Origin of the sequence: Methylophaga frappieri (assembly GCF_000260965.1) — a bacterium.
In the GTDB taxonomy this organism is placed as follows: Bacteria; Pseudomonadota; Gammaproteobacteria; order Nitrosococcales; family Methylophagaceae; genus Methylophaga; species Methylophaga frappieri.
On sequence record NC_017856.1, the window covers coordinates 1769462 to 1785059 of the forward strand.

The 15598-nt window shown below is 48.8% G+C and carries 11 protein-coding genes; 10 read left to right on the forward strand and 1 reads right to left on the reverse strand.

What is annotated here, in order from left to right:
- Positions 1-14 precede the first annotated feature (14 nt).
- From Q7C_RS08510 to fae, 8 genes are all read left to right on the forward strand, one after another.
- Positions 15-5714: an Hpt domain-containing protein gene (locus tag Q7C_RS08510; protein WP_014704329.1), complete on the forward strand. Its 5700-nt coding sequence runs from the start codon at positions 15-17 to the stop codon at positions 5712-5714.
- The gene (locus Q7C_RS08515) at positions 5711-6181 is read left to right on the forward strand and encodes a chemotaxis protein CheW (RefSeq protein WP_041366679.1); all 471 of its coding nucleotides are present in this window, start codon (positions 5711-5713) and stop codon (positions 6179-6181) included. Before Q7C_RS08510 ends, Q7C_RS08515 begins: the two co-directional genes overlap by 4 nt.
- Before the next feature lie 19 nt (positions 6182-6200).
- Complete coding sequence (locus Q7C_RS08520; protein ID WP_014704331.1) at positions 6201-8156, forward strand: transglycosylase SLT domain-containing protein; 1956 nt, start codon at positions 6201-6203, stop codon at positions 8154-8156.
- 9 nt (positions 8157-8165) lie between these two features.
- On the forward strand, positions 8166-9389 hold the full coding sequence (locus Q7C_RS08525; protein ID WP_041367046.1) for a multifunctional CCA addition/repair protein: 1224 nt from the start codon (positions 8166-8168) through the stop codon (positions 9387-9389).
- A gap of 66 nt (positions 9390-9455) precedes the next feature.
- Positions 9456-10436 carry a methenyltetrahydromethanopterin cyclohydrolase gene (gene mch, locus Q7C_RS08530; RefSeq protein ID WP_014704333.1) on the forward strand — a complete coding sequence of 327 codons (981 nt, stop codon included), beginning with the start codon at positions 9456-9458 and terminating at the stop codon, positions 10434-10436.
- Positions 10437-10442: 6 nt separating this feature from the next.
- Positions 10443-11369: an ATP-grasp domain-containing protein gene (locus Q7C_RS08535; RefSeq protein WP_014704334.1), complete on the forward strand. Its 927-nt coding sequence runs from the start codon at positions 10443-10445 to the stop codon at positions 11367-11369.
- A complete protein-coding gene (locus Q7C_RS08540; RefSeq protein ID WP_014704335.1) occupies positions 11359-12237 on the forward strand; it encodes a triphosphoribosyl-dephospho-CoA synthase in 879 nt (292 codons plus the stop codon). The genes Q7C_RS08535 and Q7C_RS08540 overlap by 11 nt, the downstream gene beginning before the upstream one ends.
- Positions 12238-12348: 111 nt before the next feature.
- Positions 12349-12867, forward strand: coding sequence for a formaldehyde-activating enzyme (gene fae, locus Q7C_RS08545; protein WP_014704336.1), 519 nt, complete (start codon positions 12349-12351; stop codon positions 12865-12867).
- A 47-nt stretch (positions 12868-12914) separates the two neighbouring features.
- Here the strand turns inward: fae and Q7C_RS08550 are convergent, their stop codons facing one another.
- Positions 12915-13610, reverse strand: coding sequence for a HisA/HisF-related TIM barrel protein (locus tag Q7C_RS08550; protein ID WP_014704337.1), 696 nt, complete (start codon positions 13608-13610; stop codon positions 12915-12917).
- A 21-nt stretch (positions 13611-13631) separates the two neighbouring features.
- Between Q7C_RS08550 and Q7C_RS08555 the strand changes: the two genes are divergently transcribed.
- Positions 13632-14573 carry an ATP-grasp domain-containing protein gene (locus tag Q7C_RS08555; RefSeq protein ID WP_014704338.1) on the forward strand — a complete coding sequence of 314 codons (942 nt, stop codon included), beginning with the start codon at positions 13632-13634 and terminating at the stop codon, positions 14571-14573.
- Positions 14570-15592, forward strand: coding sequence for a hydantoinase/oxoprolinase family protein (locus Q7C_RS08560; RefSeq protein WP_014704339.1), 1023 nt, complete (start codon positions 14570-14572; stop codon positions 15590-15592). Before Q7C_RS08555 ends, Q7C_RS08560 begins: the two co-directional genes overlap by 4 nt.
- The last annotated feature ends 6 nt before the right edge of the window (positions 15593-15598 follow it).

Genomic DNA, 15598 nt, shown 5'->3' on the forward strand with positions numbered 1-15598 from the left:
TCCGGAGAAGCCAGATGGCAATAGAGACAACCGGCAATTACACTGCATTACAGTGGGTACAGGCTGAGTTACAGCAAGCATTAGCTTCTGCGTTGCGCTCAGTACAGCATTATCTGGATACCAGTGACTCCGCCGCCTTATCGGACACCATCGAACAGCTTTATCAAACCCACGGCACACTACAAATGCTGGATCTTGATGGCGCACGTCAATGCACTGCGGAAATGCAAGCAGTCTGCCAGCAACTCCGGGACAGGCCTGGCGAGCAAGTCGAAGAGGCGACGTCGGCTCTGATTCGCGCATTGCTGTTATTGCCCGAGTATTTACAACAACTTGATGACATCTTTCCCGACCATCTCATCTGCCTACTACCGCTCATCAATGCACTACGCTCAGTTCGCTCTGTTCCTGCGCTTGATGACCTTGCGTGTTTTCAGGTACCAGATCAACCTGCCGTCCCTGAGGGTATTCGGCCGGATCCCCTGCAAAGTCCGCCTGCAATTGATATTTCGCCGAATCAACTGGCACGTGCGTATCAGCACTTACTGCTGACCTGGCTGCGTCAACAAGATGACAGCAGTTTAAAAAAAATGCGCGGCATTTTGCATTATCTGCGACTGGTTAGCCAGCATGAACAAACGACACGACTATGGTGGTGTGCAGAAGCGTTTCTTGAAGCCTTGCTGCAAAAAGGTCTGGAGAATTTTCAGGCTGAGTCACGCACCTTGCTTGGCAAGCTGGTTGCCCCCATCAAAATCGTTAGTGAACAAAACCCGAATGCGCTGTTGGCCGTCTTTCCCGATAGTCTGTTAAAACAGCTGATGCTGATGGTGGCCAAAGCCAATAGTCATGGTCCGCTAATCAGCCATATCAAGCAGCATTATGGGTTATCTTTTTATGACCAGCAGCAGACCATATTTGGTGTTAGCCGCACTGCCCAGTCGGATGCCATCAAAGGCGTGCTTGAAGAATTGCAGCGCATCAAAGATGAGGTGAGTGAAATAGATCCGACTACCTCTGATCTCGGGTTGCAACTTAACCAACTCACGCCACAAATTGATACGCTCGCTGAGACCTTGGTGATGCTCAATCAAATGCCCGCCAGCCAGATTTTGCGAACACAGCAACAACAGCTGGCAATGCTGTCAGAAAAAACGAGCCCTGAACAGACTGAGGGACTGGCCGCCCTGGCGGATATTTTGTTGGATCTGGAGAAACAACTCCGCACCGGCATCAATCAATCAGATACGGAAACACAACAACTTAACCGCGTCGTCCTGCAGGAATGCTTGCTGGAACTGGCCAATCTCAAAGAAAGCTTGACGCTGGCAGGACAGCACCAACAGATTGATTCAACGCTAATGGCGCAAATGACGGCGACGCTAAAACAGCTAAATGGCAGCCTCGTGATGCTCAATCATCCCGAAGCAGCGGATTTGCTTGATGCCGCAGAACGTAGACTGGCAACAGAAACCGCCGAATCCATAACAACCCAAAAACTACAGGATCTCGCTGATATTCTGGTTGCCAGCGAACTCTACATGGAATCCCTGCAACAACATGGCCGTGCTGATTCGATGTTGCTGGCAAATGCCAAACAGACACTGGAGCACTTTGGCGAACAATTACACAATGATGACAGCGCCGAAGCTGAATCGGTTTCTGAGCCAAGACTAACGGGGGTTGAGCATTATCTGCGACAACGTGACTCAATGCCGCCTGAAACCATTGCGACGCGCGAAAGTCATGAGCGGATATTGCCCTTAACTGGTGTTGCGCGCTATCTCGAAAAACAACAGGCAGCCCGCAAACTGACCGGGGTTGAGCGCTATCTTCAACAACAAGCCAGTAGCACAGTGGTGGCGCTGACTTCTGTAGAGCGTTACCTGCAGCAAAAAATGGCTAACGATGATCATGCGTTAGACGCTCTGACCAGTGCCACCCAAGCAGACAGTCAAGATCTTTCGACAGCCGCATCGCAAGATGAACTTGATGACGAGATTGCAGCTGTTTTTCTGGAAGAAGCGAATGATGTTCTAAACTTATTGGCACAGCATATTCCGCATTGGCAATTAACTGCCGATCCTGTCGTACTAGCTGAAATCCGACGTCATTTTCATACTCTCAAAGGCAGCGGACGAATGGCTGCGGCAACGGCAGTCGCTGAAACCGCTTGGTCAATTGAAGACTTACTGAACGCGGTCTTATCAGGACTCAGGTTGCCTCACCATGCCTTACTGAGCGTTGTTCAAACAGCACAAACCGTCGTTGCTGATTTAATTGCACTTTTTGAGCAAGGCAACAATACGCTGACACCATCGGCGGCAACGTTAATCGCCGAAGCCAATGCCTTGCGATCCGGCGCCCCACAAACTATCGATGTCGATCCCAAACTTTCAGCAAGGCCACTGACCGGTGTTGAGCGTTATTTGCTCAATCCACCAGTTCGCACCGCGCCGCCATCAGAAACCTCTGTCACACGTTATATTCGAGAGCAGCAAAACGCCCTCGCCACGGCGGATCATGGCCATGATCCAATTGAACCGCCAGCCGACATTTCGGAAGATGATGAATTACGACAAATTTTCCTTGGCGAAGCCAGACAACACCTGTTTATTTTGATGGAATCAGCCATGGCAATGCGGGTGGGTGATGCCATGACCGAAGCGCAATTAAATGCTGCGCATTCCTTAAAAGGCTGCGCCAATATTGCTGGCGTGACACCGGTCGCCCTCATCGCCACGGATCTGGATCAGATGCTGCGTGAATGTCACCGGCAACAACGTCGCTACAACAGCCAGCAACTCCACCAACTCCAGCAGATTTACCAAAATCTGTCGCAATTGGTTGAATTGACTAATGATGGCAGTGAACTGCCCGATATCAGTTTGTTGCATCAACAGATTGAACAGCACTGTCCCGAAAAATCTCTCGTCGATGACAACATCATCGTGCTTGATCCACAGCAATTGGTCAGTTTTCTTGAAGAAACCGACAGCTTGCTGGATCAATATACCCGGCAACTGACCACTTGGCAGCAAAGCGGGCAAGATGAGCAGAAACAATCGCTGAATCATATTTTACGACAACTCGCAGATCACGCTGAGTCCGCTGGTATTTCACCGCTTGCGGCGCTATATCAATTGTTGGATGGTTTAATTCAACACCCACAAGCAAATCATTCGGGTATGAGTGCACTGCTGGATCAGGGCTATGAATTACTTAACAATCAAATTGAGGCGTTAATTCAGCATCAGCCCATGATTGATTTGCCGTCATTTCGTGATGAAATCAATCAATTTTTGCATTCTCTGGAAACAGCCACGTCTGACCTCAGCGCTACTGAGCCGGTAACTTCAATTACCCCGCAGCCAGAGAATGACTACGATGCCACCGACCCGGAATTACTTAGCGCCTTTACCGAAGAAGCGCTTGAATTGTTGCAATCCGCCAATGAGGCGATCCGGCTCTGGCAACAGGTTCCGGACCATGATGCCGTTGTCATGCAATTACAGCGTGATCTGCATACCCTGAAAGGCGGCGCCAGAATGACCAACCTGGCACCGATGGCCACTTTGACGCATCAAACTGAATCTCTGGTTATGCATGTCACTCAGGCAAAACCAACAAAGGTTGGTGAAGACTTTTTTGACCTGCTACAACGCTGTCACGACCAACTCAGCGTCATGCAAGAGCAATTGCAAGCCCGTCAGCCGATGCTGGTTAACGACAGTCTTTTAGCCGAAATCGTGACCTTCACGACGGATGCAGTACCGGATCAAACCGATCCTGTCGTGGCATCGACGTCTGACTCGACCAAGCCTGATGAGATCATGCAGCCCTCAATGCCTCAGGCAAGTGAGCAAATCCGGGTACGAGCTTCGTTACTTGATTATCTCAGTAATTTTGCCGGTGAAGTCAGTATTTCCAGAGACCGTGTCTCGCAACAGCATCGTGCACTGCGACAACAACTGGGGGAAATGGAAGAAACCGTCAGCCGCCTGCACGAACAGCTTCGTAAACTTGAAATTGAAACCGAAACCCAGATTTTATTCCGATATGAAGAGGGACAAGCCGATCATCTCATTGATTTTGACCCGTTGGAACTGGATCGCTTTTCGACAATTCAGCAGCTGTCCCGAGGCTTAACGGAGAGCGTAATCGACTTGAATGACATCAGTCGCTCCATGGAAAATCTGGTGCGTGAAACCGATACGATTTTGTTACAACAATCTCGTTTGAACAGTGATTTACAGCAAGGCCTGATGCACACCCGGCTGGTTCCGTTCAGTCATGTCGTACCACGGCTGGAGCGGATTGTCCGGCAAAGTGCTAACGAACTGGGGAAGACGGCACAATTGGTTGTCGACGGTGAGGCTCATGAACTAGATCGTGCCATGCTGGATCGCTTAGTGGCGCCATTAGAGCATATTTTACGCAATGCCTTAGCGCATGGCATTGAAACTGCACAAACACGACAACAACTTGGCAAACCTGATAATGGTCAGCTTCAGATCACGCTGGCGCGCGAAGGTGCTGAAATTGTTATTCAGGTCAGCGATGATGGCCAAGGCCTGAATATTGATAAGATTCGAGAAAAAGCTTTGGCACTCAAGCTCATCGATCCTCGAAATATGCCTTCAGATGACTTATTGATGCAGTATATTCTGACGTCCGGTTTTAGTACCGCAGATTCGGTTTCTCAACTGGCTGGTCGCGGTGTTGGCATGGATGTCGTTAATAATGAAATTCGTGCATTAAAAGGCCGACTCTTGATTGCTTCACAGCAAGGCCAAGGCACAACGTTTAATATCCGATTGCCATTAACCTTATCCCTGACTCAGGCATTATTAGTCTCTGCAAGCGGTCAGCAATATGCCATTCCATTATCCAATGTGAATGCTGGTGAGCGGTTACCTGCGGCTGACATTCAAACTTTGCTCACTCAAGATCGTCCCGTGTATCGATTTGAAGGCGAAGACTATCAGTTTTTTCCGCTAAGCCATTTGTTTGATGCGCCACTCAACCTGCCTGATAAAGCCAGTCAGCCGATGCCACTGTTATTATTCCGCTCGGGACTTATTAATATTGCACTTCTGGTTGACCGCATTGAGGGCAACCGGGAAATCGTCATTAAACCGGTTGGCCGACAACTGTCCCAGATTGCCGCTATCAATGGCGCGACGATTCTCGGTGATGGGCGCGTTGTATTAATTCTGGATATTCCCACACTGATCGAAGCACATCAGCAGCAAACCAGCTCAAAATTAAATGCTTTGCAAGCCCGCTTAATGCAAACCGCTGAAGCGGCCATGCCGTTAGCTTTGATTGTCGATGACTCCATTACCATGCGCAAAGCATCTGGCAAGTTTATGAGCCGGCAGGGCTTTCAGGTTATCACTGCCAAAGATGGTATTGAAGCTCTGGCATTGCTGCATGAAAAATCACCAGATATCATTCTTCTCGATGTTGAAATGCCGAGAATGGATGGTTTTGAATTTGCTTCAATTGTGCGTAATGACCATCGTTTCCAACATTTACCCGTTATCATGATTACGTCCCGCACCGGTGACAAGCATAAACAACGAGCCTTGGCCATTGGCGTCAATGACTACTTGGGCAAACCCTATCAGGAAAACGAATTGATTGCCGTAATGAAATCCTTGCTGGGCCAACGTTATCCCGCCAGCCATTCAGAATTTCGGAATTCATGATGACTGCCCAAACCTATGTACACTGCATGCTGATCCCTTTGTCAGAGCATTTTTTGTTACTCCCCAACACGACCGTGGCGGAGGTGATCCCCCTGCCGAAACAGTTAGCCAAACAGTCCAGCCGGGATTTACTGCTTGGCAACTATTACTGGCGAGAGACGATGTTACCGGTGATTGACTTACATCACTTTACTTCTATTTCAACCCGTACGGAAACCGATCGGCCTATCACCAAACTGTGTATTCTGAACAGCATCCATGCGCACCCGAGTCGGCGCTTTTTTGGACTTCCCTGTTGTGGTGCGCCACAACTTATCACCTTGAATGCGGATGCCTTACAATTAGAAGCACAGGACACCCCTCAGCCGTGGCTGCATTGCCAGGTACGAATCGGAAATAAGCTGGCTTTGATTCCAAATATGGATACCATTGAACAACATCTTCATCAGCAACTTAGCTCACCCTGACCGTCTGGACAGTTTCTTTATGAAAACCCCGCTTATGCGTCTCTGCAAACCGTTATTTCTTTTCGCTATTTTGCTCAGTTATTCCTTAGCCGGATTCGCCGCCTCGGACCGGGAAACGCAACGTAAGACCTACGAACAGGCAAGGCAATCGCTTCAGTCAAATCAGTTAACCGAGTTTCAAAGACTGCGTAATCAACTAGACGATTACCCCTTACAAGGCTATCTCGACTACCTCTATTTACGACAAAGATTGACCATGGTGAATGATGACAGCGTCATGGCTTTTTTGGAAAAACATGAGGACACCTTTTACGCAGAACGACTTCGCCAAGCCATGCTCGATAAACTGGCAGCGACCAAACAATGGTCAAGCTTTTTAAGGTTTTATCAAGAATCTGCCTCCGCTCAACGTCAATGTCAGTATACCCAGGCCTTGATTCATACAGGTCAGCATCAACTCGCGCAGCAATCCGCCAAAGCACTCTGGCTGGTCGGTTACTCGCAACCCAAAGCCTGTGATCCTGTCTTCACCTATCTGGCAGCCAATAATGCGATCAGCGATGACATGCGCTGGGAACGACTGCGCCTAGCGTTGCGTAATAATGCGTTTGGACTGGCGCGTTATCTGGCTAAAACGGTTAATGCCAGTGCCACCGCACTTGCTTGGACAGAACGCTGGGAAACGATCCACCAAAATCCCCCCGTGTTGTTGAATCAGTTACCGGCCCAAGTTGATCACAACCGTATCAGTCTGGCCAATGATGTGCCGCTTGCCCGAGAAATTATCCTGCATGGGCTACATCGACTTGCCAGACAAGATCCCGATAAAGCCTGGCTGCAATGGCAAAGACTCAAAGATGCCTATCGTTTTTCAGACAGTGATCGACAACAAATCCACCGTCAAATTGGGCTTTGGGCAGCATTAAACCGTAGCGACAATGCCCTGCGCTATTTCGGTGAAACACAAAATGAACCATGGCGTGTCCGCGCCGCTTTATGGCAACAAAACTGGCCTGCAGTGAAAATGGCGATTGCCAGTCTTGATGACAATCTGCGTCAAGAAGCCAAGTGGCAATATTGGCTGGCAAGGAGTCTGTATGAGACCGGTGATAAAGAAGCTGCAGCCGCGATTTGGCGAACCATAAGTGACGCGCGTGATTATTATGCCTTCCTCGCAGCAGACCGGCTTGATCTGGATTATCAGATGCACGACCGGGATATTAATGCGAGTGCAGCGGAACAAGCTGAAATCCGCCAAACAGCTGGCTATCAGCGGCTTTATGAATTCTTTCATCTCAATGAAGATTTAGAAGCACGGCGCGAAGTCTATTATTTACAAAACGTGCTCAGTAAACGCCAGTTAGAATTACTCGCGCTAGAAACCCACCGATGGGGATGGCATGATCAGACCATTGCCTTATTAGGCCGCGCGCAATCCTGGGATCCACTGGATCAACGTTTTCCTCTGGTCCATACCGAAGCAATACAACAGGCAGCGAAAATGAATAAGCTGGATAACGCTTGGTTAATCGCAATTGCCAGACGAGAAAGTGCTTTTAATCCCACGGCACGCTCTCATGCCGGTGCGCTCGGGCTCATGCAAGTCATGCCCGCAACCGGGCGCAGCACAGCGAAGCTACTGGGGCAGCCACTCAGTTCAGTATCGGAATTATTACAACCAGAGAGCAATATTCGTATTGGCAGTCGGTATCTCAAGCAAGTGTACTCAGATCTACAACGTAATCCGGTTCTGGCAACGGCGGCCTATAATGCCGGGCCACATCGTGTCAATCGTTGGCTGCCAACTCAGCAAGCCTTGCCAGCCGATATTTGGGCAGAAAATATTCCCTTTAATGAAACTCGGCACTATATTCGTGCAGTCATGAGTTACGCGGCTATTTTTGATTACCAATTGCAACAACCAATCACTCGGCTAAAACAGCGTATGCCGGATGTGCAGCCGGTAACACCGTAAATTATCATGATGCAAACGTATCGAGTTGGCGGCTGTGTTCGTGATCGATTGCTGGGATTACCGGTAAAAGATCAAGACTGGGTTGTCGTTGGTGCCGATGTCACTACCATGCTAAAAGCGGGGTTTCGTCCCGTTGGCAAAGATTTTCCCGTTTTTTTGCATCCTGAAACGCACGAAGAATATGCACTGGCCAGAACCGAGCGTAAAACGGCACCAGGCTATCATGGCTTTCACTTCCATGCTGCCCCGGATGTCACGTTAGAAGCGGATCTGCAACGACGGGATCTGACCATTAATGCCATGGCTGAAACTGACACCGGTGAAATCATTGATCCCTATGGCGGTCAAGCCGATTTACAAGCCGGTTTATTGCGACATGTTTCCCCTGCTTTTGCTGAGGATCCGGTTCGAGTTCTGCGCTTGGCTCGATTTGCGGCGCGTTTTGGATTTTCTGTGGCCGAAGAAACCAGCACCCTGATTCAAACCATGATTGAGGCGGGAGAATTACATCATCTGGTAGCTGAGCGTGTCTGGCAGGAAACCGCCAAAGCCCTCGCTGAACCGAACCCTTCTCAATTTTTTATGACATTACGGGATGTCGGCGCATTGCCAATTTTATTTCCGGAAATTGATCAATTATTTGGTGTCCCGCAAGATCCAAAATGGCATCCAGAGATTGATACCGGCTTGCACACCATGCTGGTGCTAGATCAGGCGGCGCAATTAAGTGACAAGCTGAGTGTTAGATTTGCCGCCTTATGTCACGACTTAGGCAAAGGCACCACCCCGTCCGCATCGTTACCCGCACATCCAGATCATGAAGCGCGGGGTATCATTTTAACGGATGCACTTTGTCAGCGACTTCGTGTGCCTAACGACTTGCATCAGTTGGCACGTAAGGTGGCCGAATGGCACACCCACTTTCATCGCCTATATGAGCTGACTGCCACACAAATTCTGGAACTACTTGAACAGCTGGATAGCTTTCGTCGGCCTAGCCTGTTTGAGGATTTTCTATTGGTCGGAGAAGCTGATTTCAGAGGCCGCCCGGGGTACCGTGATCAACCCTTGAAAAATAATACCTTCCTGATGGCTTGCTTTCAGGCTGCTAACGCTATTTCAGCACAGGCATTTGTTGCGCAAGGATTGACTGGAGCAGATATTGGTAAAGCCATTCGACAAGCAAGAATCACCGCCATCGATGCTCTTCTGAATCAACAGAATAACGAATAGCCATCACTGCGAGCCTGTGTTTGTTGCCGTATAATGCGGATTTTAAATTAATGACAGGATGGATCAATGACTGCCCTTTCCGCTAACTGGACCAGTGTCAACGCGAGCTGTCAGCCTCTGGTTGATGAGTTAATTAATCAAGCCGATGCTTTGCAACTGATTATCAGTACACTCAGTAATGGTACTCGCATTGTTGATGCTGGCATCAAAGCCGTTGGTGGCCTCGAGGCTGGTCGCCGAATTGGCGAAATTTGTATGGCAGGTCTTGGCACCGCGACCCTAGGTAGCCACAGTGGCTTTAATGACTGGCCTTGGTCTGTCACGGTGCATACTCAAACACCCGTACTGAGCTGTCTTGGCAGTCAGTACGCAGGGTGGAGTCTGTCACATAAATCTGATGACATTAAATTTTATGCCCTAGGCTCTGGTCCCGGCCGGTCTTTAGCGGGTCGTGAAGAATTATTTAAAGAACTGGACTATCAGGACAAAGCCGATGCAACGGTTATCGTTCTGGAAGTTGATCAGATGCCACCTGTCGAGATCGCCGATAAAATCGCCGACAATTGTGGTATTGCTCCTGAAAATCTGACCTTAATTTTGACCCCGACTACTAGTCTTGCCGGTGTTATGCAGATTGCGATTCGTGTCCTGGAGGTCGCATTACATAAAGCCCATACATTGCACTTCCCTCTTGAGAAAATTGTTGATGGTTTTGGCACCACACCCGTTGCTCCTCCTGGCGGTGATTTTATGACCGCTATGGGCAGAACCAATGATGCTATTTTGTATGGTGGTACAGTGCATTTGTTCGTCAACGCTTCAGATGATGAGGCGCAGCAACTGGCTGAAAGTATGCCCAGCAACACCTCTTCCGATTATGGTCGTCCGTTTGGTGAGATTTTCAAATCATACGAATACGACTTTTTCAAAATCGATCCAATGCTGTTCAGCCCGGCACGTGTGATTATCACCAATCAGCAGTCCGGTAAGAGTTTTACCGCAGGCGAATTAAACAGCAAACTGCTGCATCAATCGTTTGGCTTGTAAGTTTTTGTGAAACCTTTTCGGGTTGCTATTTTTAATGATACCCATGGCTGGCACAGTGAACAGCTAATCGCTGCGTTCGTCCGTCATAATATGGAAGCAGTTCTTACCGATCTGGCGCTATGCCGGATTGATCTTGCTCAATCGCCCGGCATCACCATTCCCGGCTTTGAGCAAGGAGGACTGCCCGATGCGGTAATGGTGCGAGGCATCGCACCGGGCAGTCTGGAGCAGATCACACTGCGTATGGATATCTTGCATACCTTGGCTGAACTTGGCGTTCCTGTGTTAAATCCAGCACGCGTTATTGAGCTCACGGTGGATAAGGCGCGAACCAGTCTGCGTTTGCATCAAGCTGGTCTTCGCACCCCCATGACATGGGCGTGTGAAGACCGCGATCAAGCCATGTCTATTGTGCGTCGAGAACTGGCGGCGGGATACCAGCTGGTGATGAAACCCTTATTTGGCTGCCAAGGCAAAGGCATTATCCGTATTAACCACCTCGATCAATTGGATTTAATCGCCCCTGTTGGTCACGCATTTTACCTGCAACGCTATATTTCGCCGGCACAGCAAGATTATTGGCAGGATTGGCGTTTGATGGTTATTCGCGGTCATGTTGTGGCGAGTATGACCCGTCAATCTGATAGTTGGATCACCAATTTTGCCCAAGGGGCACGATGCCTACCCGCCGTTGCCACCGATGAAATGAAGGCACTTGCTGTCAGTGCAGCACAAGCGGTTGAAGCCCCTTATGCAGGGGTAGATTTAATTCAGGATCCGGACGGACATTTCAGTGTGCTGGAAGTCAACAGTGTGCCAGCCTGGAAAGGCTTATATCTCGCAACGGGTCAGGATATTGCTGGCGCCTTGGCCAACATGGTTGCGGAATCTATTTCAGCAACCATCAAGCAAACACCTGATTATGCTCTCTGAAACGGATTTAGCGACCTGTATTCGCCGTGCCTGTGAACTGGAAGTGATGGCCCCCAAACCAGGAAATGTGAATCCTCAAAGTGATGGCCACGATATGCTGATTGACGATTTCCTGCGCAGTGCAGCAGCCATTGCGCCCGTCATGGCTCGCCCCGAATTCACTGTTGGTGAGCGTATTCTGGCTGGCGTTCAGGCGACACGAAAGGTGGTCAACTGCAATACAAATTTAGGGATTATTCTTTTATTCGCCCCCATTATTCAGGCTGTTTATCAATCACGCCACTTTTTAGACATCCGACCGATGCTGCGTCATGTTTTAGCAACATTAACTGTTTATGATGCTGAGCTAAGTTATCAGGCGATTCAGCTAGCTGAAGCTGGGGGATTAGGAAAACAGGTTGACCAAGATATTAGCCGCAAGCCGACAATTACCCTGCTGGCAGCCATGAAATTAGCTGAAAACCGAGACACCATTGCTCGGCAATACACTAATAATTTCAATGAAGTATGGGAAATCGCTTTCAAGCAATTGACAAAGGCGTTGAATTGTGGAGAAAAAGTTGAATGGGCTGCGGCTTTCGCGTATCTTAATGTTTTAGCACGTGTACCAGACACATTGATTAGCCGTAAATATTCACGGCGACTCGCTCAGTCAACATCTGAACAGGCGCAACGCTTTATTGCAAAAATGACACAGATAGCCTCCATCCATTCATTGCAAGATGAGTTCCATGACTGGGACCAACAACTCAAACGTCAAGCCATCAATCCCGGAACAACTGCCGACATGATTGCAGCCGCTTTGCTGCTACATCAGCTTTCCGAGACAGCTGACGCTAACCGAATTTCAGTAGCTCAATGCATCTAGCGGACGGCGCTGAGCAGGTGATACGTTCCTTTATTACGTATAAACCGCCCCGATAAGGGCGGAAAAAAAATGAGCCTTTTTGACAATTTTTTTGGAACAGGAAGATATATCATGCCAGTAATCGATCGCGTACTCGTAGGTGAATCTCTGGTCATCGAAGACGGTGACCTCGATAACGTTGCTCACATTGACTTGCTAATGGGCCCACGTGGCTCAGCTGCAGAAGATGCCTTTTGCCGTACCATGACGGATCAGAAACAAGGTGTTAACGGTCTGTTGGCCGTTGTTGCTCCTAATCTGATGGTAAAACCCGCTACCGTCATGTTTAACAAGGTCACCATCAAAAACATGAAACAAGCGGTGCAAATGTTTGGTCCTGCGCAACGAGGCGTTTCCGTCGCTGTCGCAGAATGTGTTGAAGATGGGACTATTCCGGCATCCGAAGCAGATGATTGCTTTATTTGTGTTGGCGTCTTTATTTCACCAACAGCGGACAGTGATGAAAAGATCCAGGATTGGAACTACCGTGCAACGAAAGAGGCGATTAAACGTGCCGTTGCGCGTGAGCCTAAAGCAGCAGACGTTGTTGCACAATACAAATCTAGTGAGCATCCTTTCGGCGCAAAATAAGCCCCGACTTTTGCTTAAGAAAAACCGCCTCATTTGGGGCGGTTTTTTTATGTCCAAGATTCACTCGCCAGAAGATGCTGTTTATTTAAAACGCCGTGATGTAAGGCACTGGCCAACAACACCGCCTTTACCCCACTCAGGTGTAAGGTATGGAGATCCTGAACATGTCGAACCCCACCAGACGCAATCCAGTTTTGCTCCACCCGACCTGCCATTAACGTTTTCAGGCGCGACATGCCCGGTCCCTGCTGTTTTCCTACTCTATCCAGATCCATGACAATAATTGACTGCGGCCAGTTTTCAACGCAGTCCAACCAATGGGCGTCACCCAGTAATTGATCCCCTTTGAAATCCAACGATAACACCCAAGGATGTTGTCTTTCAGGCATACCATTGTAGGCACACGTCTCAGACGCAGCCACCCACTGCACATTTTTTCTTGGCGCAGCTTTAGCCAGCAAATCTGTGCTTTTCAAACCGGCATCCAGCCAAATGGTCAGCTGCGGAAAACAGGCCGCCAAATCCTGATAAAAATGCCAGTTAAACTGATTGCCCATAATACTATCCAAATCAGCAATATAAAGGGTATCAAAGTCATGAAAGTCCAATAAATCCGCTACTACCTTAGTCGGCGTCGTATGCGGCGTTATGATGGAACGCAGTAAAGGATAGTCAGCTCGATTTTTGCCATTGGCCATGACAACTTGCCCCGCCTTGACATCAATGACCGGTATAATCTTCATCTATTGTGATATTCCTCGACTATGCAAATACTCATTCTTGAATATTTTACCAGTGGTGCAGCCGGCCTTAATCCGGATCCAGCCCTGACCGCCGAAGGCGATGCCATGCTGCAAGCTTTAATCATGGATCTACAGAATACGCCTTTCAATCTCACCACACTGCGAGCGCAATCTCTATTGCCATTAGCAGGCGCAGCACACCAGTGGGTCGGCGATCTGACAGAATTTCCTGCGCTGTTGGCAGCGCAACTTGAACAAGCAGAAGCGACGTTAATCATAGCTCCGGAAACCAATCATATCCTCTACGACATGGCCAGAATCGTAACCGACTCAACCAGTCAATGGCTTGGTTGCACGCCTGAGGCTATTTTTATTTGTACAGATAAAATGCTTTGTGCAGAACACTTGGAACGGGCCGGTATCACAACTATCACTGGCCAATTAGCCATAGACTGGCTGGCGCAACCGGCATTTTCAGGTCCGTTCATTTGTAAACCCCGTGATGGCGCAGGCTGCGTTGAAACTTATTTTTTTAATGATGCAAAAGCCTTACAGACCCACCTGGAACAATCCTCACATCAGGATTTGACTCAACAACTGGTACAACCCTATCTAACAGGGCAGTCACTCAGTCTGTGTTTATTTATCAGTGACTCAACTTGTCAGGTGTTATCACTCAACCGACAGCAAATAGAAAAACAAGCCGGACAACTTCATTTCCATCATGTTGAAACCGGGATTGATTATCCAAGTAGCTTTAGCCAGCAGGATGCTCAGCAATTGGCCAAGCAACTGCACCGTGCTATTCCTGGACTATGGGGATTTATCGGGGTTGACTTGCTGCATAGTGCTGAGAGGACATACCTCATTGAGGTGAATCCGCGCCTGACAACCGCCTTTAATCACGTGCCAAAACTTGGCATTTCTTCCTCACAATTGCTCCTTGAGGCGTTACCTTCATGACCAGATATTACTCAGGCTGGGATATCGGAGGGGCACATCTCAAAGTTAGCCGGTGCAATGCTGCTGGCGAAATTATCCATAGCCGGGAATGGGTTTGTCCTCTTTGGCGGGGTATTCAAGAGCTAGACAAATTAGTCAATCAAGTCTTATCAGAACTCAATAATGAAAATGATTTTCACTTTTTGACCCTGACCGGGGAGTCAGCAGACTGTTTCAGGGATCGGCAACATGGTGTCAATGAGATTCTTTCTTGCATCGGAAAACAAATTGCAGCGGAAAAATGTCGGGTATTTAGTGCCTCAGACCGCTGGTTGTCCCTGTCAGCAGCACAGCAAAACTGGCATCAAGTCGCCTCCATGAACTGGCTGGCAACCGCCAGTTGGCTCGGACAACATATTGAGTCTGGTTTGCTGGTTGATATTGGCAGTACCACAACCGATATCATTGCCATCAAACATCATCGACCAGCATTAGCCGGGTTGACAGATCAAGCCCGTCTACGCAGTGGTGAGTTGGTTTATACCGGTGTGATAAGAACCCCTTTAATTGCCCTGGCCCAACAGGTGCCATTTGCTGGCTATCAACAACACGTCGCTAATGAGCTTTTTGCCACTACCGGTGATATCTGGCGCATATGTCATGCGTTACCGGCAACCATTCAGGATATTTCTGCAGATGGACAAAGTTGGCAGCTGGCGCATTGTCGGCAAAGGCTGGCCAGAATGGTAGGGACTGACGCCGGGCAGTTCACCGCAGAACAATGGCTGACTCTGGCAAATTGGTATGCCGAACAGCAACTCCAACAGTTAATTGTCAGTGCAAACCAAGTCGTACAGCAGCATTCATTGGGAGATGAGGATCCCATCATTGCGGTTGGTATTGGTCATTTTTTAGCTAAACGCTTGGCAAAAGCGCTTCATCGCCCGATTCAGTCTCTGAATAAAAATCTGTCTCAACAGGCGGCCATCGGTGCCCCAGCCAGTGCACTAGCACTTCTTGGCTGGCGACAGTTCACGTAAAATACC

Excerpts from the sequence above, each read along its gene's own strand:
- Q7C_RS08515 (WP_041366679.1), top strand. The coding sequence starts at position 5,711 with ATGATGACTGCCCAAACCTATGTACACTGCATGCTGATCCCTTTGTCA.
- fae (WP_014704336.1), top strand. The coding sequence starts at position 12,349 with ATGCCAGTAATCGATCGCGTACTCGTAGGTGAATCTCTGGTCATCGAA.
- Q7C_RS08510 (WP_014704329.1), top strand. The coding sequence starts at position 15 with ATGGCAATAGAGACAACCGGCAATTACACTGCATTACAGTGGGTACAG.
- mch (WP_014704333.1), top strand. The coding sequence starts at position 9,456 with ATGACTGCCCTTTCCGCTAACTGGACCAGTGTCAACGCGAGCTGTCAG.
- Q7C_RS08540 (WP_014704335.1), top strand. The coding sequence starts at position 11,359 with ATGCTCTCTGAAACGGATTTAGCGACCTGTATTCGCCGTGCCTGTGAA.
- Q7C_RS08550 (WP_014704337.1), bottom strand. The coding sequence starts at position 13,610 with ATGAAGATTATACCGGTCATTGATGTCAAGGCGGGGCAAGTTGTCATG.
- Q7C_RS08560 (WP_014704339.1), top strand. The coding sequence starts at position 14,570 with ATGACCAGATATTACTCAGGCTGGGATATCGGAGGGGCACATCTCAAA.
- Q7C_RS08520 (WP_014704331.1), top strand. The coding sequence starts at position 6,201 with ATGAAAACCCCGCTTATGCGTCTCTGCAAACCGTTATTTCTTTTCGCT.
- Q7C_RS08555 (WP_014704338.1), top strand. The coding sequence starts at position 13,632 with ATGCAAATACTCATTCTTGAATATTTTACCAGTGGTGCAGCCGGCCTT.
- Q7C_RS08525 (WP_041367046.1), top strand. The coding sequence starts at position 8,166 with ATGCAAACGTATCGAGTTGGCGGCTGTGTTCGTGATCGATTGCTGGGA.